Source organism: Pseudomonas sp. Marseille-Q8238 (assembly GCF_965111915.1).
In genome coordinates this window covers 1,338,874-1,362,388 of sequence record NZ_CBCOPI010000001.1, presented here as the reverse complement: position 1 = coordinate 1,362,388, position 23,515 = coordinate 1,338,874, and the positions used below count along the sequence as shown (strand labels likewise).

The window sequence follows — 23,515 nt, the reverse complement described above, 5'->3', positions numbered from 1 at the left end:
CATATCCGCTCATCGACTAGACGCGTTGCATCAAAGGCTCATCTACGAGGCGAGCCTACTCATGCTCTCTGAATAACTTCACTCTGGCGGAGAAGCAGCGCCATAGGTGTCTGATTGCTTGTAACCTTCGCAGGCACACGCCATTGTTGGACAACGCCCGTCTTTACTGGGCAGAGAAGCCCTTGGCAGCTCTGGTTCCGGGCTTTTTCGGCTAATGCTGGCCAGTAATTTCGACACTTGGTCGACACCCGGCATCAAGGGCCGTGCTAGGATATTTGGCAAAATTTGGCAAAGGTGGCACCCCATGAGCACCATGAACATCTCATTGCCTGATGCGCTCAAGACCTTCGTCGACGATCAGGTCAGCACACGCGGCTATGGCACCAGTAGCGAATATGTCCGGGAACTGATCCGCAAAGATCAGGATCGCCAGCACCTGCGTGGCCTTCTGCTGGCCGGTGCCGAGTCTGCGCCAACCGCTCCGGCTGATGCCGATTACTTCGAATCGCTCCGCTCGCAGGTGCGGAACACTCAAGGATGAAGCAAAAGCCAGTCATACCCCGAGCGCTGGCCACTCAAGATGTAGACGACGCCATTGCCTACTATCTGGACGAACAAGCCGACAAGGCAGCCTTGGGCTTTATCGACTCCCTGGAACGAGCCTACAAACAGATTGGCCGCCACCCCACCAGCGGATCGCCCCGCTACGCCCATGAGCTGGACCTGCCTCAACTACGCTCCTGGCCACTCCAGCGTTACCCCTACCTCGTCTTCTATGTCGAACACGCCGAACACATCGATGTATGGCGCATGCTGCATACCACGAGAGATATTCCCGCGTGGCTCCTAGGCACACCGGCCACTGACAGCATCAAAACCCTGTAAAAGCAAATTGACATCAGGCCGTTGCCTTAGCTTCTCCCTGTGATTACTCTCGGGGCAGCCAGCTCAACTGGCAAAGGGAATTGCGGTCTGGTGCATAAACTTCTGCCTCTTATGGCGACCCTGCTTTAGAGCCTTTGCTGCGCTCCGCAAAGAGTTTTATCCACCAGTCCCGCTCAGCAGGTTATACACCATTTGGTGTCTATTTATAGTTAGAGGCAAACATGCTCCGCAGCATACTAATCGCCCCCCTAATGCTCCTTGCAGCATCATTTACTTTCGCAGGGCTGGACTATATTCCCGACGTGACCCAAGAGAAATTTGAGGCTACGAATGGAGTTATAAACCATCTTATCCCATCCTCCGTAACCAACGGGCACACGTATTACCTAGCCGAATTTACTGCATACAACTCATTTCTAAATTCTTGGGCTTGGCGCATTTACAAAAATGACAAAAGCGCCACCTACATACTTAGAAGCTGGGAAATACACAAATCTCAAGACAGAAAAACAAAAACAGAAGAAAACGTCCTAGAGCGTGAGGTAACAGAAGATCTAGCCCAGAAAATTTACACGCTATGGACAAATTCAATACTTGACTCAAAATATACATTGGTTATGTATAGGGGGCTTGATGGGGCAACCTATAATTTCTCGACTTACCTCAGATCCATAGGGTGGATAGCTGGGGAAACCTGGAGCCCCTCGGAGGAGCTTCCTCCACGCTGGCTAGTTGAAATCGGAATAAACATCTACGAAGAGTCGCGCAAAGACACAGCCACTCCACTTAAAGTAACAGACAGCATAAACGAACTAAGCTCCAAACTGTCGCTATATAAATCATCAAACAGTAGACTCTAACAATGCGCTCAACTGTCGCTCACTTCGCTCGCTGGACAGCCAAAAGCTACGCTTTTGTCTGCCCGTTAGCTTAATCGTTATGCAAACCAAGCGAGGTCTTATCCAGATTGAGAGAGGGAGTTTTAAAGAAAGTTTTCCTTAGGGGCCAAACGGACACCTCCATATGTAAATGGCTCGCCATGCTTCCCTTGGAATTATATGTAGGAGAACATTTAGTTGAAATGCTGGCAAATACAGCATCATATAATCACGAAACAAACCAGCCTAGAATCGGAAGCGAAACAAACGGGTGGCGGAAACCTCTTTCAGATTTCATTCCTGCAACCTTGTTTAACAAATTTGCCAAAGCCGAAATACTTGAACTCTTGGAGGAAAAGTATTTAAAGCATTACGAACTAATAAAACAAAGCGCTCCTTATGCAGAGGGCGCACCTATAAAAGAACGCTTCGAACTCAATCACGGAAAGCTCTACTTGCTAACCGAGTTGAAACTTTCTTACAACACTATCTGGGTTATTCTAAATCTCACAATCGACCTAACTGTATATTTTATTACAAATGACATCGCTACAACTTTGCTTGCTGGCGCCTTAGTCGAGCTCTTACGTAGACTTAAATTATGAGACGCATAACAAGCGGTTCAAGTCGCTCGCTTCGCTCACTGGGACGGGCTAAAGCCCGCCCCTTAACCAAACGTTAGGCCACAATACGGACACCCACCTTCATGCTAACTCCCTCTCGTTATTGGCGTGTGGCCAAGTCTCTCAACGAACTTCAGAGCCCGCCCCAAACCGAGTTTGAGCTTCCATCCACTCTTACCGAACAGACTGCGCCTCCGAGGGTCCGGGACGGGTTGCTTTTAGCGGACTATGAATCAACAACCCAGACTGGACTTGTCCGATACTTGGGAATTATCCGTAGTTGCTCCAGTCGACGTATCCAGGTCGATTGGCTACCAACGCACACAGAGATATGGGTAGACACGCCAGCTGGCCGCGGTAACTGGAGTACGAAGCAAGGCTTTAAGTTCGCAGCGACAAAGGTTGCTGGCTACGGGCTACATCAACTCTTCGCGGATACATTCCCGGATCTTGAACCGCAGGAAAATTTGCCGAATGGAGCAGAGGCAATCTCAACCATTCGTCCACCCAGACAGCAGAAGGGTTCGGTAGCACGCGAACGATTAGACCCTATGGAGATCGTTGGAGAGCCGACTAGCTCACCGCGTGGAGGGTACATATACGTCCTTCAATCGGCTTACGGGTTCAAGGTCGGTCGAACGCGGAACATGCCTAGTCGGATGCGAGCATTCGGGGTCAAACTGCCGATTATGTACACGATCCCGCTTTGTGCTTGGTTCGACGACCACATCGAAGCCGAATCCGCCTATCACCGCATCTTTGCGGACAAGCACGTAAACGGCGAATGGTTCAATCTTGAAGAGCAGGATTTGTCCATAATTCGGAATCGTGAGTATCACATGTGAATTGTGCGCAGGTGAGTAAAAATTATTGGTGATGGAAAGGCCTAACGACTGCGTCAACCAGACCGTCTGCAAGCTGCACTTGCAGGGGCGCTCCGTACTGCGCTCTCCGCTGAGGCCTAACAACTGGTTCAAACCGTTCGCTTCGCTCACTGGGACGGGCTAAAGCCCGCCAAACGCTGGGCCCAAAGGGAGATTTTTCAGTGGGAAACATCTCATTTTTAACCGGATCTTCGTCCAATTCTCCTTCGTCTATTGGAGAATCCATTTATCAGCTTGAAAACTGCTCGGTACTGTTTTTGGCTGCATGGCAGAAGACTCCTCCGGATCTCGTGCGAGCTGCGCGCGTTAGTTCAGAAGCGATGGCGCATCTAGACCACATTGTTAACGTAATACTCAGAGCTAGAGATGATTCCAAAGCAGCAAGCACATATGCCGGGTCGCAGCTTGAAGCAGCCTTAAGGGGCCAGTGTGGTTTGTCGGTTGCACCTGTCACTAGGTCGCAGCAGCAAGCGCTTCCAGCTTCAGGTGCAGGCAATGGAATAATTCCGGGCGTTGGAGTTGCGTTAACTCTTGAGAAGCTACTGAACAAGATCAAGCACCGCCGGCCCAACGATGCAAACTTTCGCGTGGACCAAACTGGTCAGCACATTTTTGTAGTGGCAGTCGATAAGCCAAATCAGCAGCCAGATTCTATAGTTGAATTTACGGTCAAGCACTTCTGCGTTCAATGCTCCAACATTACTCAGTACATATGAGCATCCCGGCCCAACAAGGCGCTCCAGCGGACAGCTACGCCGCCGCTGAGCTTGGGCGTTAGGCCCAGGAGATAGAATGCCGTTAAATCACTCTTCTCAGTATGCAGAGCTCACCGACGAGCATTTCCAAGCTATCGGAAAGCTCACAGTTGAGTGGTCGAATATTGAATTTCTACTTGGAGAGTTACTTTCTCGTCTATTGGTTACACCGGCTTTCTTAGCACGCACCTACACTGATCATATATCCGGAGCAAAGCGTCAAGAAGCCATCAGAGAAGCTTACGAAATACATAGATATCGGTATGGGTATAAGCTGGTAAGCGAAGAGCAGATAAAACAAATCCAAACAATAAACAACCAGATAACACCTCTTAGATCCACCAGAAATAAATTCGCTCATTTCTGCTGGTCACGGAGCAATGACGAAGAGATTTTTGGCACAAATTTCTGTGGCGGCATTCCCGAAGGGAGCAAGCATAGAAAAAGCTTTGTTTCTTTCACAGTTACCGAACTAGCCGAATTCCACAAAAAAGCATATGCAATTGTAGATCTACTAACAGAAGCAGTCCAAAATCTCCCTGAAATGCAAGAGGAAGGTTTAACTAGCAAAGTCACCAAGCGTTAATTCGTCGGTGCAGCCCGAGCCTAACAAATGGTTCAAGTCGTTCGCTTCACTCACTCGGGAGGGGCTAAAGCCCGCCCCTTAACCAAACGTTAGGCATCTTGTTTAGTATCTTGTACGCAAAGGAAGGCAATGCTCAACTTCAGTAAATGGCTCCCTGTTTTTACAGTTTTCATTTCCGGTCTGTGCTTGGCAGGTTACATATCCATTGATACGTTAAATCTCAATGTACATCTGCTTGTCGTGCTTTTCTGGTTCGCATTTTTTGCTTATTCACAACTCTGTTTTTAGTTCGTAAAAATCGGTTGTGGCCAGCACTCGCATCATTTTGTACATTGGGCCTTCTGTGGCCAACAGCAGAGTCTGTAATGGCTTGGTCAGCATGGTGGTTCAATGGTTTTGGCCCGTAATCCGCGCCTAACAATTGGTTCAAAACGCTCGCTTCGCTCACTGGGACCGGCTAAAGCCCGCCATCTAACCAAACGTTACTCCTATCAGGCATCCGGTTCAGTGCACCTTGCGCGGTGGCTGAGCCAGCGTTCTGCCGCTTTTCTTGTGAGTGTTATCCCGCGCTTGGTGCTGCCAAGTTTGCATTCCCCGGATCACTTGCGCGACGCTGTGCGATTCAACCCGCAGGATGCTGTCGACACTTCATCGACACCAAGCCGGAAAATAAAAACCTCACAAATCAATCAGGTGGACTGGATGCACCGTAAGCGTCTGATTGTTTGTAAAAGTCATGCGCATGACGCAGCAACACCATGATGATTGCCGCGACCGGTAGTGCCAGCAGAATGCCGGTGAAACCAAACAGTTGGCCGCCGGCCAGGATCGCGAAGATCACGGCTACAGGGTGCAAGCCGATACGGTCACCAACCAGCAACGGCGTCAGCAACATACCTTCGAGCAACTGGCCGATTCCAAATACCACGGCAATACCCAACAGCGGATAAAGATCGACGCCGCCGTGCTGGAACAAGGCTGCAATCACTGCGGCGCCAAAGCCGACGATAAAGCCCATGTACGGCACGATGCTCGCCAGCCCGGCGAGCAGGCCAATCAGTAATCCCAGCTCAAGCCCTACCAACATCAAACCGCTGGAATAGATACCCGCCAGCGCCAGCATCACCAGCAACTGCCCACGAATAAACGCGCCAAGCACTTCGTGGCATTCGCTGACCAACTGCACTACCGCCCCTTCGCGACTACGCGGCAACAAACCACGCAGCTTGGCCATGATCAGGTCCCAATCACGCAGCAGGTAGAAGCTCACCACGGGGATCAACAGAAGGTTACCGACCCAGGCCACCAGCGCCAGGCTCGACGCCGTAGCTTGAGCAAGAACAACACCCACGATATTGGTGGTCTTACCCAGGTGTTCACTGAGCGCCGTCTTGATTTGGTCAAAACGCCAGAAGTCCTCACTCAGACCAAATTGGGCCTGCGCCCATGGCAGGGCCTGCAGTTGTGCCCAGTCGAGCATTTGCGGCAGCAATTGATAGAGGTGCACCAACTGCCGCCCCAGCATCGGGATAAGGATCAACAGCAAGATCAACAGCAGCAGGCTGAACAGCGCAAATACCAGCACGACGCCCCACGTACGCGACATCCAGCGCTCCAGACGATCGACCAGCGGATCCCCCAGGTAGGCCAGCAACATCGCGATCAGAAAGGGGGACAGGATCGGGGTCAGCAAATACAGCAGCCAACCGCCCAGAACCACACCTGCCAGCCACAGCCAGTGCCTCGAATCACTCATGTCAGGCGCTCCGCCTCTGTTCATTGAATTTACCCACCCACACCCACGCATAGTGCCCCGCGCTGGCCAACGCCAGGAGCAGAACGCCATAGATCAACAGCCAACGCACATCGGCAACGCCAGGCAGGATACTCAGTTCCAACAGTACCGCCAGCACCAGAACGATCTGCATCACCGTCGACAGTTTGCCCAACCCGCTTGGCTGGAACTGCAACGGGCCGAGTAGAAGACGATACAAGCCAGCACCGCTCACGATCAGCGCATCACGCAGCAATACGATCAGCGTCAGCCAGGCCGGCAGCACCTGAGTTGCCGTCAGGCACACATAGCTGGTGACCAGCAGCAACTTGTCGGCCAGGGGATCGAGAAGAGAGCCCAGTCGGCTGACCCAACCGAAACGACGTGCGATAAAGCCATCCAAAGCATCGGAAAAGCCTGCCACGGCGAACAGACAGAGCGCCTGCGCATGCCGCTCTGCCAGCAATAACAAAGCAATCGGCACAGTCAAAGCGAGACGCATCAGGGTCAAAGCGTTAGGTAAATGGTGCATGGCATTCCTTTGTCACGCGGCGCGGTCATCGATGATGAACGACCTGCTGCTCTATAGCCCTTCAGGCCCATGTCCCAGACGTGAAGGGAAAGAAACAGTCCTTACCAGCTAAAACGCAGCAGATTGTCTGGCATCGCTGGTGCGGAGTCCGGAGTGGGTGCGGCGGCATCCAACGGCGCCGCATTGGCAGGAATTTCACGCAGACCCGCCAGCCCCAATTGGGCGCGTAACTGCTCTGCGCTGGCATTGACCTGCCAGGTGACCTGGTCACCCTTGACCTGGCTCAGGCGTGCAGAAAAAGGCTCGAGAAGGCGCTCAAGCTCGGCATAACGCGCCAGATTGGCGCCCTGGACCTGCACCAGCAGGGCACTGGCCGCACCCGGCTTGACGACAAAACGAGGGGCCAGGCGCTGGCTCACCGCCAGCAGCACGGCATCGGCTGTGGCCTGCTCACTGTCGCCACTGCTCGTACCTTGCTCGCGGCTGTCACCCAGCCACAGGCGCCATTGGGCCTTCCACTTGCCATCCTCTTCATGGGCCTGCACCGCCAGGAGAGCATCCGCGGCATAGCGCTCGGAAGCCGCTCGCAAGTCATCCGGCTCGTTTTCAGACAGGTGTTCCGGGGTCGCGACCAATTGTTCTTGCAGGTCGGCCAGCGGCAGGCGCAGGGGCAAACCACGGTTCTGCGCCGCCTGCCACAACGGCGCGGCAGCCTCTTGTGCGTCGCCCAGCAGGCTGTTGCCCTCATTGTTGCTCTTCAACCACCAGACCAGAATCGACGGGCGATTGGCGCTCCACAAGGCCAGCCCCGCCCCGCGCAATTTGTTATCCGTGGTCAAGGGATCGAAATCGACCACCAGCGTATCGCCCTCATAGACGTACTGACTGACCAATTGCTGTGGGTCCTTGCGCACGCCTTCCAGGCCCGACGCCTGGATCGCCTTGCTGTCACCAGTCAGACGCAGCACCAGTGTTTCCAGCGCTTTACCCAAGGCCGTGCCACGCTCATCGGGTTGCTGGCTGGTCACAGGTTCACGCACTTGATAGAGGCCACTGACCGGTTCGGCAAGGGACGGCAGGCTGAGCAGCGCGCAACACAGGGCAAGCAGAGGGGCGGAAAGGCGCATGGTGGCTCTCGACAGCTGGGATGGCATGCGGGAAACCGCACGAGAAGGGTATACCTTAAACAGCCGCCGACCACCCGGCAACCGTCGCGGCCGGTGGCCGCTGGCGGGCAAGCCTGATAAAATCGCGCGCCTTCGCAGACCGGCACGTGCATGGACATTCGCCATGCCCGGTCGACCACCGCATTTCCCCCTTAAAGGCCTGAATCCATGAGCAAGCAACCCTCCATCAGCTACAAGGACGCCGGTGTAGACATCGACGCCGGTGAAGCCCTGGTCGAACGCATCAAAGGCGTAGCCAAGCGCACCGCACGTCCGGAAGTCATGGGCGGGCTGGGCGGATTCGGCGCGCTCTGCGAGATTCCGGCCGGTTACAAACAGCCCGTGCTGGTTTCCGGTACTGATGGCGTCGGCACGAAGCTGCGCCTGGCACTGAACCTCAACCAGCACGACAGCATCGGCCAGGACCTGGTCGCCATGTGCGTCAACGACCTGGTGGTATGCGGTGCCGAGCCGCTGTTCTTCCTCGATTACTACGCCACCGGCAAGCTCAATGTCGACGTGGCCGCCACCGTGGTCACCGGCATCGGTGCCGGTTGCGAACTGGCCGGCTGCGCGCTGGTCGGTGGTGAGACCGCCGAGATGCCGGGCATGTACGAAGGCGAAGACTACGACCTGGCCGGGTTCTGCGTCGGCGTGGTGGAAAAGGCCGAGATCATCGACGGTTCCAAGGTCGCTGCCGGTGATGCCCTGATCGCCCTGCCCTCCTCCGGCCCGCACTCCAATGGTTACTCGCTGATCCGCAAGATCATCGAAGTGGCCGGTGCCGACATCGAGAGCATCCAGCTCGATGGCAAACCGCTGAAAGACCTGCTGATGGCACCGACGCGCATCTACGTCAAACCGCTGCTCAAGCTGATCAAGGACACCGGCGCAGTCAAGGCCATGGCCCACATCACCGGCGGCGGCCTGCTCGACAACATCCCGCGCGTACTGCCGGAAGGCGCTCAGGCCGTGGTCGACGTGGCCAGTTGGACCCGCCCGGTCGTATTCGACTGGCTGCAGCAACAAGGTAATGTCGACGAGCACGAGATGCACCGCGTTCTCAACTGTGGCGTCGGCATGGTCATCTGCGTCGCCCAGGATCAAGTCGAAGCGACCCTGAGCAACCTCAAGGCCAGCGGCGAACAGCCCTGGGTGATCGGCCAGATCGGCGTCGCCGCCGAAGGCGCTGCCCAGGTCGTGCTGAACAACCTGAAAGCCCATTGATGGCTGACTGCAATGTCGTGGTGTTGATCTCCGGGTCTGGCAGCAATCTGCAGGCCCTGATCGACAGCAGCACCGCAGCGGACAACCCGACACGTATCCGCGCGGTGTTCTCCAACCGTGCTGACGCGTATGGCCTGCAGCGCGCACAGGCTGCCGGTATCGCCACCGAAGTGCTGGACCACAAACAGTTCGATGGACGCGAGTCCTTCGATGCAGCCCTGATCGACGCCATCGACGCCTACCAGCCCGACCTCGTGGTGCTGGCTGGCTTCATGCGCATCCTCACGCCAGGCTTCGTACGCCATTACGCGGGCCGCCTGCTGAACATTCATCCCTCGCTGCTGCCCAAGTACAAGGGCTTGCACACCCACCAGCGTGCGCTGGAGGCTGGCGATGACGAGCACGGCTGCAGCGTGCACTTCGTCACCGAGGAACTGGATGGCGGACCCCTGGCCGTACAGGCGGTGATCCCGGTACAGTCCACCGATACCCCGGACAGCCTGGCCCAGCGCGTGCACGAACAGGAACACCGGATCTACCCCTTGGCCGTGCGCTGGTTTGCCGAAGGCCGCTTGCGTCTGGGCGACAAGGGTGCGGAGCTGGACGGGCAACCCCTGCCGCCCACCGGGCAGCTGTTACGGAATTAGCACCTTACCTTTAGGAGATGTACCAATGCGTCGCGCCTTGTTGTTGCTCCTCGCTCTGTTCACCCTGCCACTCCAGGCGGCCGATCTCGCGCCTTTCTCGGCCAGCTACACCGCCGACTGGAAACAGCTGCCCATCAGTGGCACCGCCGGGCGCAGCCTCAAACAACTGGATAATGGGCGCTGGGAGCTGACCTTCGAAGCCGCCATGCTGGTGGCAAGCCTGAGCGAAGTCAGTACCTTCCGCGTCGAGAACGGCACTTTCCTGCCGCTGACCTATCGCTTCGACCGCAGCGGTCTGGGCAAGGCCAAGCAAATCGAGCAGGACTTCGACTGGACCGAGAAACAGGTATTGGGCAGTGACCGCGGCGAGCCGATCAGCCTGGTGCTCAACCGCGGCGTGCAGGACAAGTCGACCTACCAGCTGGTGCTGCAACACGACGTCGCCGCCGGCAAGAAAAGCATGAGCTATCAGGTCGTCGACGGTAACGAGATCGAAGTCTATGACTTTCGCGTGCTCGGCGAAGAACGCGTACGGACCCGCGCCGGCCTGATCGACGCGATCAAGGTCGAGCGCGTACGCGACCCAACGCAAAGCAGTCGCAAAACCATCCTGTGGTTCGCCAAAGACTGGGACTACTTGCTGGTCGCCCTGCATCAGGTGGAGAAAGACGGCAAGGAATACCAGATCATGCTGAAAAACGGCACGGTCAATGGTCGCACCGTCGAAGGCATCAAGGAGTAAGTGCTCCTGAATGAAGAAGCCGGGCATCGCCCGGCTTTTTTGTGTCCGGTTGAGTTTGAATGTCGGTCCGAGAGATGAAACTGCCCCGGACAGACCACAAGAGTATGCCGTGGTGTGCACAGCACAGCCTACTTGATGGTTCTGCAGCCGCTGAAAACTGGAGGTTCGAATACATGAACGAGCGCTATCAACCGCTGGCCTGCTCGCTCTATGACCACCTGGAGGTAGCCTGCCTGTATGGCTACCAACTGCGGGTGGAACTGCGCGATGGCAGCGAACTACAGGCTCAGGCGATTACCACCCGCAGCGTGAATAAGGAGGAGTTTCTGTTGTTACGCAATGCCTCGGGTGAACATCTGCTGCGCCTGGACCAGTTCTTGGCGATCACACCCCTGAACGAAGGCGCGCAATACGGCCGAATCGAACTGTCCTCATCCCCTCAGCAACCGTCATAAAAAAGCCGGGCAGCGCCCGGCTTTTTTTCACCACATCAGATCATCAGGGATCTGGTAGGCCGCATACGGATCATCGGCATCGGGTGCTTCCGTCTGCACATTGAGCTGCACCACGCGCTGCGGGTCGCGCTCCTGGATCTTCAATGCCGCTTCGCGCGGAATCACCTCGTAGCTGCCACCATGGCGAACGATGGCCAGCGAGCCGCGGCTGAGCTTGTCACGCATCAGGCTATTGACCGACAAGCGCTTGACCTTCTTGTCGTCGACGAAGTTGTAGTAGTCCTCGGTGGTCAGTTTGGGCAGGCGCGACGTCTCGATCAGTTGCTTGATCTGTGCTGATCGGGCCTTCTGCTCGGCCTTTTCCTGCTGCTGACGATTCAACTCCTGATCGCGCGCCAGCTTTTCAGCCTGGGCCTGCAAGGCGGCCTGACGCTGCGAGTCGTCGACTTCGACCTGGTTCTTCTTCTCCAGACGCTGCTGCTTCTGTTGCTGCTTGCTGGCCTGTTTGACCTGCTTTTCATTGACCAGGCCGGCTTTCAGCAACTGGTCACGCAATGACATGCTCATCGTTAACGAATCATCCGACATTCGAGGTGAGAGGTTCGTCGAAACGTGTTCGCCGAAGGTCGTCTATCCTCCGTTTTGCGTCACCAATACGCAAGACCCATGCCCCGAACGGAGCGCCAACGCTCCCTTCCATGCCAAGGAAGGCTCAATGACCGCAACATTCACCCTCAAGCTACTCGTCGTTTCCCTGTTCATCGGCAGCGTTATGTACATCCACCTGCGTGGACGTGCCCGCCTCCCCTTCCTGCGCCAACTGGTGAATTACTCGGCACTGTTCGCCCCCTACAACGCCTTGATGTACCTGTGTTCTGCGACACCATCGCGCCCCTATCTGGAACGTCATGAGTTTCCGCAACTGAACCTGCTACGCGACAACTGGCAAACCATTCGCGACGAAGCCATGCAGCTGTTCGACGAGGGCTACATTCGCGCGGCGCTGCATGATAACGAAGCCGGTTTCGGCTCGTTCTTCAAGAAAGGCTGGAAGCGCTTCTACCTGACCTGGTACGACGGCACGCTGCCTTCAGCCGAACGCCTATGTCCGAAAACGGTGGCCCTGCTGAAACAGGTGGACTGTGTGAAAGGTGCCATGTTCACCCTGCTTCCCGGCCCCGGCCACTTGAATCCGCACCGCGACCCGTTTGCCGGCTCACTGCGCTATCACCTGGGGCTCGTCACGCCCAACTCCGACGCCTGCCGCATTTATGTCGATGGACAACCCTACGCCTGGCGCGACGGCGAGGACGTGATGTTCGACGAAACCTACGTGCACTGGGTAAAGAACGAGACCGAGGTCACGCGGATAATCCTGTTCTGCGACGTAGAGCGTCCATTGCCCGAGCCGGTGCGTACGCTCAATCGCTGGATCAGCGGCGTGCTCGGCCGCGCGACCGCGCCACAGAACGTCGAAGGTGAGCGCGTAGGCGCCATCAACCGCGCCTATGGCGGCTTCAAGCGGCTCGGCAACGTCATGGGCGGGCAGGTAAAACGCTTGAAGCGGCATTCGCCACGGACCTACAAGGTCCTCAAACCGATTCTGGCCATCGCCTTGCTCGCTCTGCTCATCAGCTGGGTTGCTCTCTGAGAAGGCTCATTCACGCCTGACCATCGCAGCCAGGTCGGGTGCTCATCGACAGTTCATGAACCCGGGTGCGCACCCAGCCTGTCATCAAATGCTACTGGGTGCGCTCGGCCAGAAAGAAACGGAACGGACAGCCCGTTTCCTCTTCCCTCACCGTGAAGCCGACCTCGGCCAGCAACGCAGTGAAATCCTGGCGATGCCAGGCATCAGCAAAAGGCTCATGGGCACGCTGAGCCAAGGCGCGAAAATACAGACCGCGCCAACCGTAATGGCGCCAGAGCCAGCGATAGCCTTGCTGCCACTGCACCGGCGATGGCTCCAGTACAGCTAGACGGGCCCCGGGCCGGGTGATGCGGGCCAATTCCAGCAGAGCACGACGCAGATAATGCGGCGGGATTTCATGGAAGACGAAACACACGGCAACTGCATCGAACTGCCCATCGGCCAGCCCCGTGTTCTCAGCCACGCCCTGAATCCAGTTGATCCGCTCATGGGCGCGCGCTGCGTACTGCAGCAGATAGGGGGAAGGGTCGAGCCCCCACACGTCAGCAACTCCCGCATCACGCAGTGCAGCCGCCTGGCGGCCGGCACCGCAGCCCAGATCCAGGGCACACTGTGCACCGCGCAGCGCTGCCGCCACGCGCTGGCGCCCTTGAGTCAGGCTACCCAACATCACACGATCGAAGCCCTGCGCGTAGCCACGGCTGAACGATTTGGAATAGTTGCCATTGGGCAGGTTGTGGAACTCCTGCAATACATACTTGGGAATTAGCTCGCGCCCTGGCAGGTCTGCCGGTAGTTGCACAGGACGATGGGCACGGCCGAGCAGCGTGCGGGCCACGCGCTTCAGGTCGGGTAGATGGGTCCAGTCGATCCGGTCAGCCCAGGCGTCGGGCAACGCAACGGTCGCCCAATCGATCCCGCTGGACTCCCTGTGTGGATCGACCTGCGGTTCATCCTGGAACCGCAAGGATTGAGCAGTAGCCATTGTCGTATTCATTGCAGCCTGCAAATCGGTGTGCTCAGCCGGCAGCTCATAGCGCAGCCCGCCAGGACGCAACCTGCTTCCAGGCTCCGCCACTCCCCATGCACATAAAGATGAATGCTTGTGCGGCGTAAGAACCTACTCACGCTTTCGCGAAGAGGCTCTGAATCAACCGCTGCAGCCGGATGCCTGTTTTTCCTGCTTTTTGGCTTCACCCCAGAGGGCGTCCAACTGCTCCAACGTGCAATTCTCGATGGGCTTGCCTGCTGCACGCAAGGTTTGTTCGATGAAACGGAAGCGCCGTTCGAATTTTCCGTTGGCGCCGCGCAACGCGGCTTCGGCATCCACGTTGAGATGGCGCGCCAGATTGGTGACGACGAACAGCAGGTCGCCGATCTCTTCGGCGATTGCCTGCGGGTCGTTTTCGCTCATGGCCTCGAGGACCTCATCGAGTTCCTCGCGAACCTTGTCCACCACCGGCAGAGCTTCCGGCCAGTCGAAGCCAACCTGTGCCGCCCGCTTCTGCAGTTTGCCGGCACGGCTCAATGCTGGCAGAGCGCTCGGCACATCATCGAGCAACGATAACTGGTGAGGCTCCTCTGCCTGTTCGGCACGCTCCTCGGCCTTGATCGCCTCCCAACGCTGCTTGATCGCGCGCTCTTCGAGCCGAGGCATATCCACTGCGCCATACAGGTCGCCGTCCGGGAACACATGTGGATGACGGCGTACCAGTTTGCGGGTGATGCCATCGACCACCTCGGCGAACTCGAAGCGCCCTTCCTCCCTGGCCAACTGGCTGTAGTACACCACCTGGAACAACAGGTCCCCCAGCTCTCCCGGCAGGTGCGCGAAGTCCGCACGCTCGATGGCATCAGCGACCTCGTAGGCTTCCTCCAGGGTATGCGGCACGATGCTCGCATAGTCCTGCTGGAGATCCCATGGGCAGCCGTGCACGGGGTCACGCAGGCGCGCCATCAGGTGCAGCAGGTCGTCCAGCGAATAGCGCTCGGCCATCGTCAGTTGCCACCGCGGCTGCGGCGGGCCTCGATGATGTTCGGCAACTGGCTGATCCGCCCGAGCAAGCGACCCAACGCGTCCAGCCCCGGAATCTCGATGGTCAGCGACATCGACGCCGTGTTGTCTTCCTTGTTCGAACGGGTATTCACCGCCAGTACGTTGAGCCGCTCATTGAGCAGCAACTGCGACACATCGCGCAGTAGGCCGGAGCGGTCGTAGGCGCGAATGACGATGTCCACCGGGTAGGTTTGTACCGGCACCGGCCCCCAGCTGACCTGGATGATCCGCTCGGGCTCGCGCCCGGCCAGTTGCAGCACCGACGCGCAATCCTGGCGGTGAATGCTGACGCCGCGGCCCAGGGTGATGTAGCCAACGATCGGATCGCCCGGCAACGGCTGACAGCAGCCGGCCATCTGCGTGAGCAGGTTACCGACGCCCTGGATCTGGATATCGCCACGCTTGCCCGGCTTGTAGCCACTGCCGGCACGCCGGGGAATCAGTTCCAGCTGTTCGCTACCGCGCTCCGGCTCGACCAGTTGCTGGGCATGGTTGACCACATGGGCCAGGCGCAGGTCACCAGCGCCCAGTGCCGCGTGCATGTCTTCGGCAGTGCGCAGGTTGCACTTCTCGGCGAGCTTCTCGAAGTCCACCGCCGGCAATGCCAGGCGGTTGAGCTCGCGCTCAAGCATGGCCTTGCCGGCCGCGACGTTCTGGTCGCGCGCCTGCAACTTGAACCAGTGCACGATCTTCGCCCGCGCCCGCGAGGTGGTGATGTAGCCCAGGTTCTGGTTCAGCCAGTCGCGGCTCGGCGCGCCCTGCTTGGAGGTGATGATCTCCACCTGCTCGCCGGTCTGCAGGCTGTAGTTGAGCGGCACGATGCGCCCGTTGATCTTGGCGCCACGGCAGTTGTGGCCGATCTCGGTGTGCACGCGGTAGGCGAAGTCCAGCGGTGTGGAGCCCTTCGGCAGGTCGACGGCGTGACCATCCGGGGTGAACACGTAGACCCGGTCCGGCTCGATATCAACGCGCAATTGCTCGGCCAAACCACCGATGTCGCCCAGTTCCTCGTGCCACTCGAGCACCTGACGCAACCAGGAGATCTTCTCCTCGTAGTGATCGGAGTTGCCCTTGACGTCGGTGCCCTTGTACTTCCAGTGCGCACAGACGCCCAACTCGGCTTCTTCGTGCATGGCCTGGGTGCGGATCTGCACCTCCAGTACCTTGCCGTCCGGGCCGAGCACGGCGGTGTGCAGCGAGCGGTAGCCGTTTTCCTTGGGGTTGGCGATGTAGTCGTCAAATTCCTTGGGAATGTGCCGCCACAGGGTATGCACGATGCCCAGCGCGGTGTAGCAGTCGCGCATCTCCGGCACCAGCACACGCACTGCGCGCACATCATAGATCTGGCTGAACTGCAGGCCCTTGCGCTGCATCTTCCGCCAGATCGAATAGATGTGCTTGGCCCGGCCACTGAGGTCGGCCTTGATCCCGGTGGCCTCCAGTTCGGTACGCAACTGCTGCATCACATCGGCAATGTACTGCTCACGATCGAGGCGCCGCTCATGCAGCAGCTTGGCGATCTGCTTGTACTGCTCGGGCTCCAGGTAGCGGAAGGACAAATCCTCCAGCTCCCATTTGATATGACCGATGCCCAGGCGGTGAGCCAGCGGCGCATAGATGTCGAACACCTCGCGGGCCACACGGTGGCGTTTCTCGTCGTCGGCGTTCTTCACCGCGCGAATGGCGCAGGTTCGCTCGGCCAGCTTGATCAGTGCCACACGCACATCATCGACCATGGCCACCAGCATCTTGCGCAGGTTTTCCACCTGCGCTTGCGAGCCGAGCACTAGGGAGTCGCGCGGGTTCAAAGAAGCACTGATCGCCGCCATGCGCAGCACGCCCTCGATCAGTTTGGCCACCACCGGACCGAAGCGCTCCTGCACCGCCTTGAGGGTGGTCTTGCCCTCACGCACGGCACGGTAGATCACCGCCGCAACCAGTGAATCCTGGTCGAGCTTGAGCGCTGCGAGAATTTCTGCGATTTCCAGACCGGTCTGGAAGCTGGAGTTGCCTTCCGCCCACAGATTCTGCGCGGCGTTGGCCTGTTGCTCGGCATCGCGAGCGAACTCGCAGGCGGCTTTCAGCGCCTCGCGATCCAGGGCCGGGTCGACACTCAGGGCATGATCGAGCCATGCCTCCAGGTTGATGCTGCCATCAAGATTGATGGGCTGGTGCGCTCTCACCTGTACCATCTCTTCTACCTTTCCTGCGACACGAACAGGTCGTGCCGAATGATCGCCTGCCTTCTCCGGACAGGTCGGATTACGCGGGCTTCCTAGCCCGCCTCGAATAACGCCATCGCCTCGACATGCGCGGTCTGCGGAAACATGTCGAGAATTCCGGCCCGTTTCAGCCGGTAGCCCTGCCGTGCCAGCTCGGCCGCATCGCGCGCCAGGGTTGCCGGATTGCAGGACACATAAAGCAGCCGTCGGGCGCCCAGCACACCGACCTGCCGGACCACCTCGAACGCCCCGTCACGCGGGGGATCGAGCAGCACCGCATCGAATGCCTGCGCCGCCCAGCCTGCCTTGGCCAGCGGCTTCGACAGGTCTGCGTGGAAAAAGTGCAGATTGCCCAGTGCATTGTGCCGGGCGTTGTCTCGCGCCCGTTCGACCATCGCCTGCACGCCTTCCACCGCTACTACTTCGCGTACTACCTGGGCCAACGGCAGGGCAAAGTTGCCCAGGCCGCAAAACAGGTCCAGCACGCGTTCGTCAGTGTGCGGTGCCAGCCACTGCAATGCCTGTGCGACCATCGCCTCATTGACCCCGCCATTGACCTGGACGAAGTCACCGGGCCGGTACTGCAACTCCAGCCCCCAGTGCTCCAGGCGGTAGCCCAAGGGCTGCTCTGCCTGATCGGCCTGCGGCTCACCCGCCCCCTGCAGCCAGAGTTGCGCGGCATGGGTCGCGCAGAAACTGCGCAGCCGGGCCAGGTCAGCTTCGCTCAAGGGTGTGGTATGCCGTAACAACAGTGCGCTTTGCGTGCCGTGGAACAACTCGACATGCCCGACGGCCTGTGGTTTGTCCAGGCCACTCAGCAATGCCGGTAACGCCCGCAGCAACGGTTGCAAGGGCTGTACCAGCACCGGGCAATCATCGATGGCAACGATGTCCTGGCTGGACATAGCACGGAAACCCACCTCCAGGCGCTGCCCCTTGGCATCCCAGCGCACGGCGATACGGGCGCGGCGGCGATAGCCGAGTTCGGGGCCGACCAGGGGAGGTGCCCACTCCTCGGGCTCTAGGCTGGCAAAGCGCTGCAACTGATCGGCCAGCGTGCGCTGTTTCAGGGCAAGTTGTTCGTCGTGAGGCAGGTGTTGCAGGGAACAGCCACCACAGCGGCCGGCATGCGCGCAGGGCGCGGCACGGCGCAGTGCGGCAGCGGTAAAGATACGTTCCGTGCGGGCCTCGACCACCTGGCTGCGTGCACCCAGCACACGCACCTCGACGTCTTCGCCCGGCAAGGCGCCGGCCACGAACCAGCTGCGCCCGTCGAGAAAGGCAATGCCCCGGCCATCGTGGGCCAGACGCTCGATCACGAGCCTCTGCTTCTTGCCCACTGGCACCTGTGCCTTGCGCTCACCACCACTGGGTTGAAAGCGCAGGCCAGGACTGCGTTTGGCCATTATCGATACCTGCCCATCGTAAAAAATATCGGCGCCGCACTGCCGCGCCGTGAATACCGCACCGCCGTATCAGCGGGGCTCGTCGTAGATCCCGGTAGAAAGGTAGCGGTCACCACGGTCGCAGATGATAGCGACCATCACCGCGTTCTCAACCTCTTGCGACAAACGCAGCATGGCGGCCACCGAACCACCGGACGAAACACCACAGAAGATGCCTTCCTCACGTGCCAGGCGCCGCATCACCCGTTCGGCCTCCTCCTGGCTCATATCGACCACGCGATCAACGCGGCTTGAGTCGAAGATCTTCGGCAGGTATTCCTCTGGCCAGCGGCGGATACCAGGAATGGCCGCGCCTTCCATCGGTTGCAGGCCAATGATCTGCACCGCCGGATTCTGCTCCTTGAGATAGCGCGACATGCCCATGATGGTGCCGGTGGTGCCCATGGAGCTGACCAGGTGCGTGACCTGGCCCTGAGTCTGGCGCCAGATTTCCGGGCCGGTTCCCACGTAATGCGCTTCGGGGTTGTCACCATTGGCGAACTGGTCCAGCACTTTGCCCTGCCCATCGGCCTGCATCTGCAGCGCCAGGTCACGGGCGCCTTCCATGGTGTCCACCAGAATCAGCTCGGCGCCATAGGCCGTCATCGCCGCCTTGCGCTCGGCCGTGGAGTTGTCCGGCATGATCAGGACCATCTTGTAGCCCTTGATCGCCGCCGCCATGGCCAGGGCGATTCCGGTATTGCCGGAGGTTGCCTCGATCAACACATCACCGGGCTGTATGTCCCCACGCAATTCGGCACGGGTGATCATCGACAGCGCTGGCCGATCCTTCACCGAGCCAGCCGGGTTGTTACCTTCCAGCTTGACCAGCAACGTATTGGACGTATTGCCAGGCAAGCGTTGCAGGCGGACCAGCGGGGTGTTGCCGATGCAGTCGGCGATAGTGGGGTATTGCACGCTCATGGCACTTCGCAATCCGGGCTCTGAAGGGGGCGCTTATGATACCGACAAACCGGCATCCACCATATCGCGTCAGCGACTCAGCTTATGCCTTAAAGCTATATGTATAGCGTGGTCGGTTTTATTGAACCCAAGCACCGAGGCGCCGTCTTGGCACACGAATAGAACCGCCTGATCGAGTTCGACAAAAGGACTTGGGCGACGCTTGTATATCGCAAAAACACAATATATAGTTCGCCCCATCGCGATATACAGTTGCACCGAGTTTACTGCCATGACTGTCGACATCGACGAAATCCTCAAGGCACTGGCCCATCCGGTCAGGCGCGAAATGCTCACCTGGCTGAAGGAGCCGGAGCAGCATTTCGCCGCGCAGGAACACCCGCTGGAATTCGGCGTGTGCGCCGGCATGTTCGAACGCTGTGGTCTTTCCCAGTCGAGCGTGTCGGCCCACCTTGCCAACCTGCAGCGAGCTGGGCTGATCAGCAGTCGCAAGATCGGCCAATGGAGCTTTTTCAAGCGTAACGATGAGGTCATCCAGGCCTTCATCGACCAGCTCGGCGAAAAAATCTAAGAACTCATCCAGATGCCACTGCCTCCAACCTCACATGAGGGGAGGCATGGGCAACCCAGAACCGTATTTCCCAAGGAGCAGGCGCATGCCTCTGTCGCTTCTCGTACTCGCTTTGTCCGCGTTTGCCATCGGCACCACGGAATTCGTCATCATGGGTCTGCTGCCAGATGTCGCCAACGACCTCGGCGTCAGCATTCCCGGTGCCGGCTGGCTGGTGACCGGTTACGCACTGGGCGTCGCCATTGGCGCCCCCTTCATGGCCATGGCGACCTCCAACTGGCCACGCAAGGCCGCCCTCCTCGCCCTGATGAGCATTTTCATTCTTGGCAACCTGTTGTGCGCACTGGCCACCGACTATGAACTGCTGATGGTCGCCCGCGTGGTCACCGCACTCTGCCACGGTGCCTTCTTCGGTATCGGTTCGGTGGTTGCCGCCAGCCTGGTCCCGGAGAATCGACGCGCCTCGGCCGTCGCCCTGATGTTCACCGGCCTGACCCTGGCCAACGTGCTTGGCGTGCCGGCTGGCACGGCCCTCGGCCAGTACGCCGGCTGGCGCTCGACCTTCTGGGCCGTGACCGTGATCGGTGTGATTGCGCTGATCGGCCTGTGGCGCGTTCTGCCCAAAGACACCAACCAGCCCAAGGCCAACCTGCGCAAAGAGCTGGCAGCCCTGCGTGGCATCGGTTTCTGGCTGGCACTGAGCACAACGGTGCTGTTCGCCGCCTCGATGTTCACCCTGTTCACCTACATTGCCCCGCTGCTGGGTGACATCACCGGCGTATCGCCGCGTGGCGTGACCTGGACCCTGCTGCTGATCGGTCTCGGCCTGACCGTCGGCAACATCCTCGGCGGCAAACTGGCCGACTGGCGCCTGACAACAACACTGGCCGGCGTTTTCGCCAGTCTGGCCGTGCTCAGCACGCTGTTCAGCTGGACCAGTCAGTCACTGATCCCGGCAGAAGTCACCCTGTTCCTCTGGGCCATCGCCGCCTTCGCCGCCGTGCCTGCCCTGCAGATCAATGTGATGAGCTTCGGCCAGGGCGCCCCGAACCTGGTATCGACCCTGAACATCGGTGCCTTCAACCTCGGCAACGCCATTGGCGCTTGGGTAGGGGGCGTGGTCATCAGCCAGGGCCTGGGCCTGACCCGTGTTCCGCTGGCCGCTGCGGTGATCGCCGTACTGGCCCTGATCGCAACCTTTTTGACCGTTTCCCTGACCCGTGGCAGCGCACCTGTCGCCGCCCTCGACTGATTTCCCACCGGAGGTTTCACCATGCCTACGCTTTTCGACCCCATCAAGATCGGTGACCTGGACCTGCCAAACCGGATCATCATGGCCCCGCTGACCCGCTGCCGTGCCGAACCTGGCCGGGTTCCCGGCGCCCTGATCGCCGAATACTACGTACAGCGCGCCTCTGCCGGGCTGATCATCAGCGAAGCCACATCGGTCACGCCGATGGGCGTTGGTTATCCTGACACGCCCGGTATCTGGTCCGAAGACCAGGTGCGTGGCTGGCTCAACGTGACCCGCGCCGTGCATGCCAACGGCGGACGTATCGTCCTGCAGCTCTGGCATGTGGGGCGCATCTCCGACCCGCTGTACCTCGACGGAGAAACCCCGGTCGCACCGAGCGCCATCAAGCCAGCCGGACACGTCAGCCTGGTGCGGCCGCTGAAGGACTTCGAAACGCCGCGCGCCCTGGAAACCGAAGAGATCGCCGACATCATCGAGGCCTACCGCCACGGCGCGGAAAACGCCAAGGCCGCCGGTTTCGATGGCGTGGAACTGCACGCTGCCAATGGCTACCTGATCGACCAGTTCCTGCAGGACAGCACCAACCAGCGCACCGATCAATACGGTGGTTCCCTGGAGAACCGTGCTCGACTGCTGCTGGAAGTGACCGACGTACTGATCGACGTCTGGGGTGCGGGCCGTGTTGGCGTACACCTGGCGCCACGTGCCGATGCTCATGACATGGGTGATTCGGACCGCGCCACTACCTTCGGTTACGTTGCCCGCGAGCTGGGCAAGCGCGGTATCGCCTTTATCTGCGCCCGAGAAAAAAGCGCGGATGACAGCCTGACGCCGCAACTGAAGCAGGAGTTTGGCGGCGTATTCATCGCCAACGAACGCTTCACCAAGGAGCAGGCCAACGAATGGCTGGCCGAGGGCAAGGCCGATGCCGTGGCCTTCGGTATTCCGTTTATTGCCAACCCGGACCTGCCGCAACGGCTGGCCAGCGATGCCCCGCTCAATGAACCACGCCCCGAGCTGTTCTATGGCAAGGGCCCGGTCGGTTACATCGACTACCCGCGCCTGTAATGAGGCCGTTACGGATGTTCGACGTTTGCGTTTCATGACGCGCCGATTGGTGGGCTGAAGCCCACCCTACGTAGGGTTTAGGCCCTGTAGGGTGGGCCGGGCGGCGCTCCGCTTCAGCCCACCAGCGGCGGTGTCCGCAACTGCCTCGATCCAGCCCTCCCTGTCGAAACGTCGACAGGCCAAGAAAAACGCCGCGACTCCCATTGGGATCGCGGCGTTTTTGCCTTGTCTGGCCCTAATCCAGAAGATCGTGAACAGGTTCTTAAATGAACAGCATTAGCGCACGAGCGGGGCGTTCTTTTTGCCGTGCCGACTGATCAGCGGGCGTTGAGCTGCTGCTGCAGATTCTGCACCTGGGCTTGTAATGCGCTGATGTTGCGCGTGACCTGCCCACGGAATGCATCGAACTCGCTGTTGTTCTGCGCCGCTGCGGGAGCCGGACGGTTATCCAGCTCGCTGCGCAGCACCAGCAGGTCCTGCTCGAGGCGGCTGATGGCCTGACTCGGGTTGCCCTGCTTCTTCAGCGCAGCGATATCGCTACCCAGGGTTTTCAACTGTTCCTCGAACTTGCCGGTAGCCGTTTGCGCTGCTTTCTGCTCGCTGGCCAATTTATCCAGCTTGCCATCGAACTGGCTGGTGGCGCCCTGCTGGGTTTTCAGGTCAGCAGCCAGTTGCTCGATCCGTTTATCTTGAGTGCTCTGGGCAACGGCAGCGCCTTGCTGCTGCTTGCTCAGCCCAGCCAGTTTGTCCTCCAGTTGTTTGACACGCAGCTTCAACTGCTCGCTGCCGCTGGTAACACTGGACTCGGTGGCCACCACCTTGCCGGAGATATCCTGAATGCGGCCTGCGGCCTCTTCGCTGATGCGCGCGAAACTCTCCTGAGTGGCAACCAGTTGCTGCTCCATCAGGGAAATCTGCTGGAAACTCCACCAGCCCACCCCACCCAACGCGATGGTCAGTGCCCCGACCAGCGCCCACAACGCCCCCGTGCTGCCACCCGAGCGAGGCGCGGGTGCCGGCACAGCAGTGCCACGCCCTGCATAGGCTGGCGCATAGTCGGGAGATGGAGGCACGGCGAAGTCATCACGGTCGCGCGCGTCCGTGGTCATGCTGGGAATATGGTCCAATTCGTCGCGAGCATCGTTACGCATGGGTCGACCTTCAGGGAA

General features: G+C 59.1%; 25 protein-coding genes. 15 read left to right on the top strand and 10 right to left on the bottom strand.

Annotated elements, in window-relative coordinates:
* The first annotated feature begins 304 nt into the window (after positions 1-304).
* From ACWPW0_RS06195 to ACWPW0_RS06165, 7 genes are all read left to right on the top strand, one after another.
* Complete coding sequence (locus ACWPW0_RS06195) at positions 305-541, top strand: type II toxin-antitoxin system ParD family antitoxin (RefSeq protein WP_454254756.1); 237 nt, start codon at positions 305-307, stop codon at positions 539-541.
* The gene (locus tag ACWPW0_RS06190) at positions 538-885 is read left to right on the top strand and encodes a type II toxin-antitoxin system RelE/ParE family toxin (protein WP_454254755.1); all 348 of its coding nucleotides are present in this window, start codon (positions 538-540) and stop codon (positions 883-885) included. Before ACWPW0_RS06195 ends, ACWPW0_RS06190 begins: the two co-directional genes overlap by 4 nt.
* Positions 886-1,106: 221 nt before the next feature.
* A complete protein-coding gene (locus tag ACWPW0_RS06185) occupies positions 1,107-1,745 on the top strand; it encodes a hypothetical protein (RefSeq protein ID WP_454254754.1) in 639 nt (212 codons plus the stop codon).
* 179 nt (positions 1,746-1,924) lie between these two features.
* Entirely contained in the window at positions 1,925-2,368 is a 444-nt protein-coding gene (locus ACWPW0_RS06180; protein ID WP_454254753.1) for a hypothetical protein, read from the top strand.
* Positions 2,369-2,469: 101 nt separating this feature from the next.
* A complete protein-coding gene (locus ACWPW0_RS06175; RefSeq protein WP_454254752.1) occupies positions 2,470-3,231 on the top strand; it encodes a GIY-YIG nuclease family protein in 762 nt (253 codons plus the stop codon).
* A gap of 200 nt (positions 3,232-3,431) precedes the next feature.
* Positions 3,432-3,986, top strand: a complete 555-nt coding sequence (locus ACWPW0_RS06170; RefSeq protein ID WP_454254751.1) for a hypothetical protein — start codon at positions 3,432-3,434, stop codon at positions 3,984-3,986.
* A gap of 76 nt (positions 3,987-4,062) precedes the next feature.
* Entirely contained in the window at positions 4,063-4,611 is a 549-nt protein-coding gene (locus ACWPW0_RS06165) for a hypothetical protein (protein WP_454254750.1), read from the top strand.
* A 685-nt stretch (positions 4,612-5,296) separates the two neighbouring features.
* On the opposite strand, the gene ACWPW0_RS06160 is transcribed toward ACWPW0_RS06165, so the two are convergent.
* The 3 genes from ACWPW0_RS06160 to ACWPW0_RS06150 all read right to left on the bottom strand — a co-directional run bounded on the left by ACWPW0_RS06160 (position 5,297) and on the right by ACWPW0_RS06150 (position 8,044).
* A complete protein-coding gene (locus ACWPW0_RS06160; protein ID WP_454254749.1) occupies positions 5,297-6,367 on the bottom strand; it encodes an AI-2E family transporter in 1,071 nt (356 codons plus the stop codon).
* A gap of 1 nt (position 6,368) precedes the next feature.
* On the bottom strand, positions 6,369-6,917 hold the full coding sequence (locus tag ACWPW0_RS06155) for a CDP-alcohol phosphatidyltransferase family protein (RefSeq protein ID WP_454254748.1): 549 nt from the start codon (positions 6,915-6,917) through the stop codon (positions 6,369-6,371).
* Between the two features lie 101 nt (positions 6,918-7,018).
* Entirely contained in the window at positions 7,019-8,044 is a 1,026-nt protein-coding gene (locus tag ACWPW0_RS06150) for a DUF2066 domain-containing protein (RefSeq protein WP_454254747.1), read from the bottom strand.
* 207 nt (positions 8,045-8,251) lie between these two features.
* Between ACWPW0_RS06150 and purM the strand changes: the two genes are divergently transcribed.
* The 4 genes from purM (at position 8,252) to ACWPW0_RS06130 (ending at position 11,154) form a co-directional block, all read left to right on the top strand.
* The gene (purM, locus tag ACWPW0_RS06145; RefSeq protein ID WP_447589972.1) at positions 8,252-9,310 is read left to right on the top strand and encodes a phosphoribosylformylglycinamidine cyclo-ligase; all 1,059 of its coding nucleotides are present in this window, start codon (positions 8,252-8,254) and stop codon (positions 9,308-9,310) included.
* Positions 9,310-9,957 carry a phosphoribosylglycinamide formyltransferase gene (gene purN / locus ACWPW0_RS06140; RefSeq protein ID WP_447589970.1) on the top strand — a complete coding sequence of 216 codons (648 nt, stop codon included), beginning with the start codon at positions 9,310-9,312 and terminating at the stop codon, positions 9,955-9,957. Before purM ends, purN begins: the two co-directional genes overlap by 1 nt.
* Before the next feature lie 25 nt (positions 9,958-9,982).
* Positions 9,983-10,699, top strand: coding sequence for a DUF3108 domain-containing protein (locus ACWPW0_RS06135; RefSeq protein ID WP_447589968.1), 717 nt, complete (start codon positions 9,983-9,985; stop codon positions 10,697-10,699).
* Positions 10,700-10,872: 173 nt separating this feature from the next.
* A complete protein-coding gene (locus ACWPW0_RS06130; RefSeq protein ID WP_454254746.1) occupies positions 10,873-11,154 on the top strand; it encodes a Rho-binding antiterminator in 282 nt (93 codons plus the stop codon).
* Positions 11,155-11,181: 27 nt separating this feature from the next.
* On the opposite strand, the gene ACWPW0_RS06125 is transcribed toward ACWPW0_RS06130, so the two are convergent.
* Positions 11,182-11,721 (bottom strand): DUF2058 domain-containing protein, encoded by a 540-nt coding sequence (locus ACWPW0_RS06125; protein ID WP_447589964.1) that lies wholly within the window; start codon positions 11,719-11,721, stop codon positions 11,182-11,184.
* Between the two features lie 148 nt (positions 11,722-11,869).
* Between ACWPW0_RS06125 and ACWPW0_RS06120 the strand changes: the two genes are divergently transcribed.
* Positions 11,870-12,805 (top strand): aspartyl/asparaginyl beta-hydroxylase domain-containing protein, encoded by a 936-nt coding sequence (locus ACWPW0_RS06120; protein ID WP_454254745.1) that lies wholly within the window; start codon positions 11,870-11,872, stop codon positions 12,803-12,805.
* 91 nt (positions 12,806-12,896) lie between these two features.
* Here the strand turns inward: ACWPW0_RS06120 and ACWPW0_RS06115 are convergent, their stop codons facing one another.
* The 5 genes from ACWPW0_RS06115 to cysM form a co-directional block, all read right to left on the bottom strand.
* Positions 12,897-13,790 carry a class I SAM-dependent methyltransferase gene (locus tag ACWPW0_RS06115; protein WP_454254744.1) on the bottom strand — a complete coding sequence of 298 codons (894 nt, stop codon included), beginning with the start codon at positions 13,788-13,790 and terminating at the stop codon, positions 12,897-12,899.
* 165 nt (positions 13,791-13,955) lie between these two features.
* Positions 13,956-14,801: a nucleoside triphosphate pyrophosphohydrolase gene (mazG, locus tag ACWPW0_RS06110; protein WP_447589959.1), complete on the bottom strand. Its 846-nt coding sequence runs from the start codon at positions 14,799-14,801 to the stop codon at positions 13,956-13,958.
* A gap of 2 nt (positions 14,802-14,803) precedes the next feature.
* Entirely contained in the window at positions 14,804-17,053 is a 2,250-nt protein-coding gene (relA, locus tag ACWPW0_RS06105; RefSeq protein WP_447589958.1) for a GTP diphosphokinase, read from the bottom strand.
* 83 nt (positions 17,054-17,136) lie between these two features.
* Positions 17,137-18,489 carry a 23S rRNA (uracil(1939)-C(5))-methyltransferase RlmD gene (gene rlmD, locus ACWPW0_RS06100; RefSeq protein WP_454254743.1) on the bottom strand — a complete coding sequence of 451 codons (1,353 nt, stop codon included), beginning with the start codon at positions 18,487-18,489 and terminating at the stop codon, positions 17,137-17,139.
* 69 nt (positions 18,490-18,558) lie between these two features.
* Positions 18,559-19,452, bottom strand: a complete 894-nt coding sequence (gene cysM, locus ACWPW0_RS06095) for a cysteine synthase CysM (RefSeq protein ID WP_454254742.1) — start codon at positions 19,450-19,452, stop codon at positions 18,559-18,561.
* Positions 19,453-19,723: 271 nt separating this feature from the next.
* Between cysM and ACWPW0_RS06090 the strand changes: the two genes are divergently transcribed.
* The 3 genes from ACWPW0_RS06090 (at position 19,724) to ACWPW0_RS06080 (ending at position 22,346) form a co-directional block, all read left to right on the top strand.
* Positions 19,724-20,023: an ArsR/SmtB family transcription factor gene (locus tag ACWPW0_RS06090; protein WP_447589952.1), complete on the top strand. Its 300-nt coding sequence runs from the start codon at positions 19,724-19,726 to the stop codon at positions 20,021-20,023.
* Between the two features lie 85 nt (positions 20,024-20,108).
* On the top strand, positions 20,109-21,275 hold the full coding sequence (locus ACWPW0_RS06085) for an MFS transporter (RefSeq protein ID WP_447589950.1): 1,167 nt from the start codon (positions 20,109-20,111) through the stop codon (positions 21,273-21,275).
* A 21-nt stretch (positions 21,276-21,296) separates the two neighbouring features.
* Positions 21,297-22,346, top strand: coding sequence for an alkene reductase (locus ACWPW0_RS06080; RefSeq protein WP_454254741.1), 1,050 nt, complete (start codon positions 21,297-21,299; stop codon positions 22,344-22,346).
* A gap of 317 nt (positions 22,347-22,663) precedes the next feature.
* On the opposite strand, the gene ACWPW0_RS06075 is transcribed toward ACWPW0_RS06080, so the two are convergent.
* Positions 22,664-23,497 carry an ATPase gene (locus ACWPW0_RS06075; RefSeq protein ID WP_447589947.1) on the bottom strand — a complete coding sequence of 278 codons (834 nt, stop codon included), beginning with the start codon at positions 23,495-23,497 and terminating at the stop codon, positions 22,664-22,666.
* Positions 23,498-23,515 lie beyond the last annotated feature (18 nt).